Raw genomic sequence first — 7,313 nt, 5'->3', positions numbered from 1 at the left:
GCCCCCAAACGGCAGCGACCTGCCCACCCCATGACAGCAGACCAGCCCGCGCCTACAGCGCATGACCAGGCATCCCACACCGCTGACGCCCACACAACGCCACAAGCGCACCCACTCACGCTATGCAGTGCAATGTTTCGGACAAGCGGTCCGCCGCATCAACGACGGCTTGGGAGTGCATGCGTCCGGGGTGTCGGGTGAGCCGCTCGATCGGGCCCAAGACGGACACTGCAGCCACGACGCGGTTGGCCGGCCCACGCACCGGGGCCGAGACGGAGGCCACACCCGGTTCGCGCTCGCCGATCGACTGGGCCCAGCCGCGCCGCCGGACGCCGGACAGTGCGGTGGCCGTGAAGCGCGCCCCCTCCAGTCCGCGGTAGAGCCGCTCTGACTCCTCCCACGCGAGCAAAACCTGGGCGGCGGAGCCGGCTTTCATCGGCAGCGTGGAGCCGACCGGGACAGTGTCCCGCAGTCCGGACAGCCGCTCGGCGGCGGCCACGCAGATGCGCATGTCGCCCTGGCGACGATAAAGCTGAGCGCTCTCGCCAGTCATATCGCGCAAATGTGTAAGTACCGGCCCGGCCGTGGCTAGCAGACGGTCCTCGCCCGCCGCGGCGGCCAGTTCGGACAGTCGCGGGCCCACGATGAAGCGTCCCTGCATGTCACGCGCCACCATCCGGTGGTGCTCCAGGGCGACCGCAAGGCGATGCGTAGTAGGACGAGGGAGACCTGTGGCTCTCACGAGCCCGGCCAGGGTGGCCGGGCCGGACTCCAGCGCGCTGAGCACCAGAGCCGCCTTGTCGAGAACACCGACGCCACTACTGTTGTCCACAAACGACACTCACTCTCGAGGTCAGCTGAAGTTGCGAAGGAGCGGGCTGGTGGTCGTTCCCTCGGCGGGTACGGGGCGGATACAGCCTTTACCCGAAAATCACGCCTGAATATAAAGCCGCCAAGCCAGGACTGCATAGAAGGAGAGTGTCAAAATGAACCGATAGATGTGATCCACGTCACGAAGCGCTCGGGGGAGTCCGGAATAGGATAAATCAACATCAACTCAAACGCACTCTGGCCGCGCATCTATTCCAGTAAGGCGCGAAAGAGCACGCTATCTTTGCGATACACCGGACAAGATGCACCCACGCTCTGTTCTCGACGTAAGGGAGCCCACCTCAACCCTCTGGGGTGGTCCCTGCGGGGCGAACAGGGTGGACCGGCTTGGTGCCGGCATAGGACTATCCAGTTTGCTTGCCTGCCACGTTGGCCGGACTGCTCGCTTGGCAAGTAGAGAGATGAAGTTCCAGAGGTGGACGCGGGCGAACAGCCGGCGCGGCCGGTGACGCGGCCGTCTCCGTACCCCACGGATGCGGGGTATCGCGTCCAGTAGTGGCATCAACTGGGTGTGACGTCGTGGCGGTTTCCGCTGGTCAGCGAGGCAGCCAGGGGTGTTCCGTGCCGGTCGGTGATCAGACATCCGATGGCGTTACTGACTTTTGAGCGGTGTTGTCGTTGGGGGCTGACGGAGCTTGATCGTCGCGGTATGCCGGTTGGATGAGGTATCCGCAGGGTGGTGGGCTGACGCCTGAACGGCAGGCGTTTCGCGAGCGGATCCGGATGGAGGCCGCCGAGCGGTTTGCCGCGGGCGCCTCCAACTCCGAGGTCGCCAAAGACTTACGGGTGAGTGAGCCCTTTCCAACCTGGTTGACGTCCGGGTGAGTTGGGGGTGGGCCGCCTGCGGGAAGAGGTGAAGCTCCTGGTAGATGGGTTGTCGACCAAGATCAACCTGTCCGCCCGGAGTTTCGTGTGCTTGTCTACCCATCGGGGATCGATCTGTCCAGCTCGACCCTTCGGTACCTGTCCGGTCTGCTCAGTGTCCGGCGTCGTGAGCGCGGCACTCGCTGGCGACGGCTTGCACCGGACCGGCAGGCTCTTCTGGTGCTGGCGCATTTGCGCTGCGGACACACCTACGCCCAGCTCGCGGCCGGCTTTGATGTCGGGCTTGCCACGGTCTACCGGTACGTCGCCGAGGCGGTCGAGCTCCTGGCAGCCCGCGCGCCGGACCTTGCCGCAGCGGCCCGGGCGGCGTCACGCAAGGCGTTCGTGATCCTCGACGGGACGCCGCTCCTGCCCATCGACCGGACCGCCGCGGACCGGCCGTACTACTCGGGGAAACATAAGAAGCACGGCATGAACGTGCAGGTCATCGCCGATCCCTTCGGAAACCTGCTGTGGGCCTCACCGGCCCTGCCGGGCTCGGTCCACGACATCAAGGCGGCCCGCACTCACGGCGTCATCGAGGCGTTGACCCAGGCCCCCGTCCGCTGTTGGGCCGACAAGGCCTATCAGGGTGCCGGCGGCACAGTTCACGTTCCCTACCGCGGCCGTTGGGACAAGCTCTCCTCAGGTCAACGTGCCGTCAACGTCTCCCACGCGAAGATCCGCGCACTCGGCGAACAAGCCATGGCCACCCTCAAAACCTGGCGGCTCCTGCGCAAGCTGCGATGCAGCACCACCCGCATCACCGCACTCGTCCAGGCCGTCCTCACCCTGCACCTCAACACCGCAAAATGAGGTTGGAAAGGGCTCCATCTTCCGGGAATTCGGACACCATGGACGGCCCGTGGGAGATCATCTGTAGCGAACTAAGGCTGGTCGGTTGCGGCGCTGCGGGCATGACAGCGGCTCCACTCGCGCGCGCGGCCCAGCCCTGGATCACACGGCTCATGAAAGCGGCGCGCCGGGGCGCGCGCTCGCGCAGCACGGCCGCGTTGAGGAAGAGGTGTCTCGTGGTTTCGGCGAGGTCCTCCTCGGCGTTCGTCGCACCGTACTGTGTGATCGCCTGCTCCGATAGAAGGAATCGACGATTCTGCTGGATCAGCGGATAGAGGCGCTGCAGAAGCATTTGCATACCAGGCCGCCCTGCCACAGTCCTGGTGATGCGGTCGACAAATTCAATGTCACTCTCATTCTGATGCTGATTCCTCACATCTACTGGAAGTGACGCCAACAGCCGGCGCATCACCGTTACCAGCCCTGACGACGCCCCCAGCCTGAAGTCCTCGAGTTCGAATATATTGGCTCGGACAATTTCACGTAGCGCCTCCATGTGACCGATGGAATCCGATGGCGGCGCCCACTCCTTCCATTCGGCCTGCTCGACACCGCGCCAGAAATGTGCCCGGAAAGCAGGCATCGCATAGTCGAGCAAACCATGGGCCGCTTCATGAATCGCAGTCCCGAGATAGCCTTTTATGCGATCACGGGGATCAACAAACTGGCTCTTATAGGGCCCCATAAAGAGGATAAGCACCTTGCCTGTACGGGAAAACTCCCCCATGTGATGGGGCCCGCGCAGGTCTTCCGGCCCTGACATTCCCCAGGTCACCGCGGATAGTGTGTTGATTTCCTGAGGCGTTCCGCTGCGGCTGGAGTGCGCACGCCGTGCCCCCATAATGGGCGCAAAATAGCCAAGGGCCTCACCGATCATTTGCAGTGATTCAACGGAGAATTTGTCACCCTCAACCCGATCGATCGCCTCTTTTGACAGACGCCCTTGGGCACGCTTGATGAATTCCGCGACTCCAGGATTAGGATCAAATTTTATTCCATAGGTTTTTCCAAATTCTCCATCAGCTTAGCACCCGGGTCTGACCGGGCGCTGTCAGAGCGCGAGTGTGAACCAGAGAAGGCGCTCTCAGGACGGGATCCCAGCCCTGTGGACAGTGGAGTCCTCTCATAGGGACTGGGACGCTTGTTGCTCTTAAGAATCTCCTTCCGGCGTTCAGACCCACCAGGCACGCCCAGAGACTGGCCGCCGGTGAGAATTTTCCCTGCAATTGCCTCAGCGACGACCCTGTCGTTCCGTGTTTTGATGTGTTCCGGTAGCTCGTAGTGCCGCTGCTCCACGACATACCAGTCAACCAAGCCGTGCTTCCACGCCTTACTCAAAATGAGATTGACGTCATTCGTCACCGCGCCCAAGTCCCGGGGGGGACGGCCAGCGGGGGGAGCGGACACGACAGGTGCACGGCTAACTGTGGGACGCGGGACACCGCTGGATGCCAGGGTCGGGCTGCTCGTAGCGGTCTCCCAAGGAGTGGTGCGTGTTCCGTCGCTTTCGGTTCGCGCGCCAGCATCCGGAACAGCAGCCGACTCCGAGAAAGGCAGCATCCCCGCAGCAGTCGCCAACTCCGGCCCCACAGACTCGGCACGGTTCCCTACACCGCCGGTGCCCTGCGCCCGTTCACCTGCGGGGCTGAGGGCCGACGCACGGTCCGTCACCGCGGCGCCAGCAGGGGTGCCGATGGCGGTCACCGTACTTCTGGGGGAACTGGTCTGCGGGACAGATGCCGGCGAAGCCGCTGCCACGCGACTCCTGGCACCCGTCCCGCCGGTCAGCGTGGTGCCGTCCACGCTGTTGCCGTGGGAACTGCCGACCAGCTTGTCATCATCGGTACGTGTGCTGCCTCCATGGTCCCTGCCCGCCTGCATGGATCCTGAGACAGCAGGAGAGCCGAAAGAAGTCAGAACGGAACGCAAGCTCTGCCCCAACTCCTCCCGTGTACCAGGTCCCAGACCGGCCACATATGCCTCGACAACCTCCCGCTTCATCGCCTCGTTGTCCACCATCACCATCCCGACAAACGGGCCCCGCCCCAAATCGGACGACCGGGCTGACCCCGCCGGAGAACGTGAAGGCACCTGAGGGCCGATGACCAGCAGCTCAGCAGTACCGGCCGCAAGCGCCTCGCTGATATGGCTGGCCACAGCAACAGCACCCCATTCCCGGTCGGTCCAGCCTGCGGTACTGATCGGTCTGGCAACAGGCCACCTGCGGGCCCGGACCCCGCGGACCGCCTCTTGGACAGCGGTTCGTTCACTGCCTGGCATGGCAGCCCACTCGAGGCCGAAGACATCCATACCTCTGGACATCAGCGAGCGGCCAGCCTGGACAACCCCACGGACCTGCCCGGCCACGTCGACGACGCGCGCGGCATCGCGCCGCACGTTGGCCAGCGCCTCTTGGTACCGGGCGAAATCACCATTTTGCCCCGCCATCACGTGCTTGATGGTGGCGGCCACGACCCCCTCGCTGACAGAGCGGGCCACAGCGATGACACCCCAGTCACGGTCAAACCAGTTCTCAATAATTTCTGGTCTGAACAGCCACTTACCGACCAGGGTTTCGACATCGACTTGTTCAGTGGCTTCCAGAGCCGCCCACTCCAGGCCGAAGACATCCACACCCATCCCCGTCAGCAGCTCTTCATCGGCCTGGAAAAGTCGAGAGGCGGCCAGGGACGGGTTGCCGAGTTCACGCACGTTGGCCAGTGCCCCTTGGTACCGGGCGAACGCATCAGGGTTACGCGCGGCAACCAGCCGCTTGATGGTGGCGGCCGTAGCGGCCTCGCCCTCATAGCGGGCCGCCTCGACAACGTCAGCCCAGTCACGGCGGGTCCAGCCCGCGGTACTCACCGAGCCGGACAGCCACCTGCCGACCAGCTCTTTGACATCGGCTAGTTCACTTTCCGGCAAGCCCGCCCACTGGAGGACAGCTGCGGCCGGGATCGCAGCCGGGTTTGCTGTGACGTCTGCAGGGAATCGGCTGTCCGGGTCCCGCAGGGCCGCCTTCTGTAGATCGGCGTGCCGACTTTGACCGGTCAACCAAGCACGGACCTTGGCATGCTTGCCATGACTAGGTTCAGCCCCCGGCAGGGCGCTCTTGTCGCGCCCTACCCCCTTCTTGTCGGCGACCGCGTCGCCGCCGTCCACCAAGGTGACAACATCGTCTGCCACCTCGTCGTCAGCATCTGCATCACCGAACACCGTGGCCTCGTCATCGGTGTCGGCGGCGTCCCGCTGTCCGGGGGTGGTGTGCGGCCCGTTGCTTTCCCTGCCAGGTGCAGGCGCTGGCGGTAGATCACCGCTGCCCTTGGCGCGTAGGACTGCAGGTACAGACTCCTGCCGCGCAGGTTCGGTTCGCGTACCAGTACCCGCAACAGCACCCGCAGTGGTCGATGAGCTGGAGACGGCAACAGGCGCGACCGACATCGGTTTAGGACTGGCAGACCGGCGCGCCCCGTGTGTCCGCGCCGGAGCATCAGAGCCCCCCTCGACAGAACCCGTGTCGCTGCCGCGGCCCGCATCACCGAAAACCGCAGCCCCGGCCGCAGCAGTACCCTCGCCGCTGACAGGGGAGGCAGCCGGGTCAACAAACGCCAGAGCAGTCAGCACCTGCTCATATTCCGCACTGCCCTTCTCAAACCCGTCCCGCAACTCCTCCAGGACCTGCCGCTTCTGCGCCTGATCATCCACCAGCGCCATCCCGACAATGGGGCCCCGCCGCGAACCGGACGACCGGCCACCCGCCGCCCCAGAACCTGACCGCGCATGTTCGCTGGCCACTTCCCGAATGGTGGCCACGACGAGCGCTCCCTGCGACCAGTTTTCGGGCTTCGGGTTGGGAGCCTTATCGAGGCTATGGGCTGCCGCCACAACTCCCCAGTCACGGTCGGTCCAGCCCGCAGTGCTTTCCGAGCGGCCAAACAACCCACCGGACAGGGTCTTGCGGACCAGGGCTTCCACAGCGGCTTTCTCACCGACCGATCGGCCCGCCCATTGGAGAGCGAAGACATCCACGCCCAGGCCACGCAGATCGCGGCTAACCCAAATAAGGTGGGCGACCGCCGCAGGCACGTAGCTTTCGCGGTTCGCACGCAGATCCTCATCCAGCGACCGGAAGGCCTCACTGGGCAGACGCTGGCCGTAGCGGCGAGCTGCCTTCGCGGCTTGCAGCATCTCGAAATGCTCGCTGGACATCCCAGGGGTACGGCCGTAGAGGTACGACTGCCTCGCCGCTTCCAGCGCCCGGTCGTAGTCGTGGAACAGTCGATGGTTATAGGTGCGGGCAAAGTACTTCACGACGTCGAACATGACCGCCTCATCGTGACGAGCCGCAGAGAGCGTACCCCAGTCACGGTCAGTCCACCGCGCGGTGTTTTCCGCGCTGACCCACTTGTGAGCGAAGCGCGCGACAGCAGATCGTTCACTTTCCAGCCGGGCCGCCCACTCCAGGACGAAGATATCCACACCCGTCCGCTGCAACTCGGCGCCGGATTGGAAAAGTCGGGCGGCCACGAGGCCCGGGTCCTCATTCGGCGTTCGATAAACCAGTGCCCTGCCGAAGACCCCCACAGCCGTGTACCCCAGCACGTGAGGAGCCGGCGGGTGGGAGGCCGACGGCCATCCCCGGGAATTGCGCCGGTCATCGCGTTCGTACGCCGCCCTCAGCGCCCTGTTGGAGGCTTCCAGCA

General features: G+C 64.6%; 4 protein-coding genes and 2 pseudogenes. 2 read left to right on the top strand and 4 right to left on the bottom strand.

Features of this window, described 5'->3' with window-relative positions; all coding sequences use genetic code 11:
• Positions 1-115: 115 nt before the first annotated feature.
• Positions 116-832, bottom strand: a complete 717-nt coding sequence (locus PV350_RS42630) for an IclR family transcriptional regulator (protein ID WP_500338761.1) — start codon at positions 830-832, stop codon at positions 116-118.
• A 483-nt stretch (positions 833-1,315) separates the two neighbouring features.
• Positions 1,316-1,470 (bottom strand): annotated as a pseudogene (locus PV350_RS42625) (IS5/IS1182 family transposase); the annotation flags it as partial.
• A gap of 81 nt (positions 1,471-1,551) precedes the next feature.
• Here PV350_RS42625 and PV350_RS42620 point away from each other — a divergent pair.
• Positions 1,552-1,683: pseudogene (locus tag PV350_RS42620) on the top strand (IS630 family transposase); the annotation flags it as partial.
• A 120-nt stretch (positions 1,684-1,803) separates the two neighbouring features.
• Entirely contained in the window at positions 1,804-2,571 is a 768-nt protein-coding gene (locus tag PV350_RS42615; RefSeq protein ID WP_500338760.1) for a transposase family protein, read from the top strand.
• Here PV350_RS42615 and PV350_RS42610 read toward each other — a convergent pair.
• Both PV350_RS42610 and PV350_RS42605 read right to left on the bottom strand, forming a co-directional pair.
• Complete coding sequence (locus PV350_RS42610; protein ID WP_500338758.1) at positions 2,555-3,487, bottom strand: hypothetical protein; 933 nt, start codon at positions 3,485-3,487, stop codon at positions 2,555-2,557. The genes PV350_RS42615 and PV350_RS42610 overlap by 17 nt on opposite strands.
• A gap of 113 nt (positions 3,488-3,600) precedes the next feature.
• A complete protein-coding gene (locus PV350_RS42605; RefSeq protein WP_500338756.1) occupies positions 3,601-7,137 on the bottom strand; it encodes a hypothetical protein in 3,537 nt (1,178 codons plus the stop codon).
• Positions 7,138-7,313: the final 176 nt, after the last annotated feature.

The sequence above is a fragment of the Streptomyces sp. PA03-6a genome (assembly GCF_033792765.1).
Lineage (GTDB): Bacteria > Actinomycetota > Actinomycetes > Streptomycetales > Streptomycetaceae > Actinacidiphila.
The sequence above is the reverse complement of the archived record's forward strand: the minus strand, read 5'-3'. Positions and strand labels throughout refer to the sequence as shown.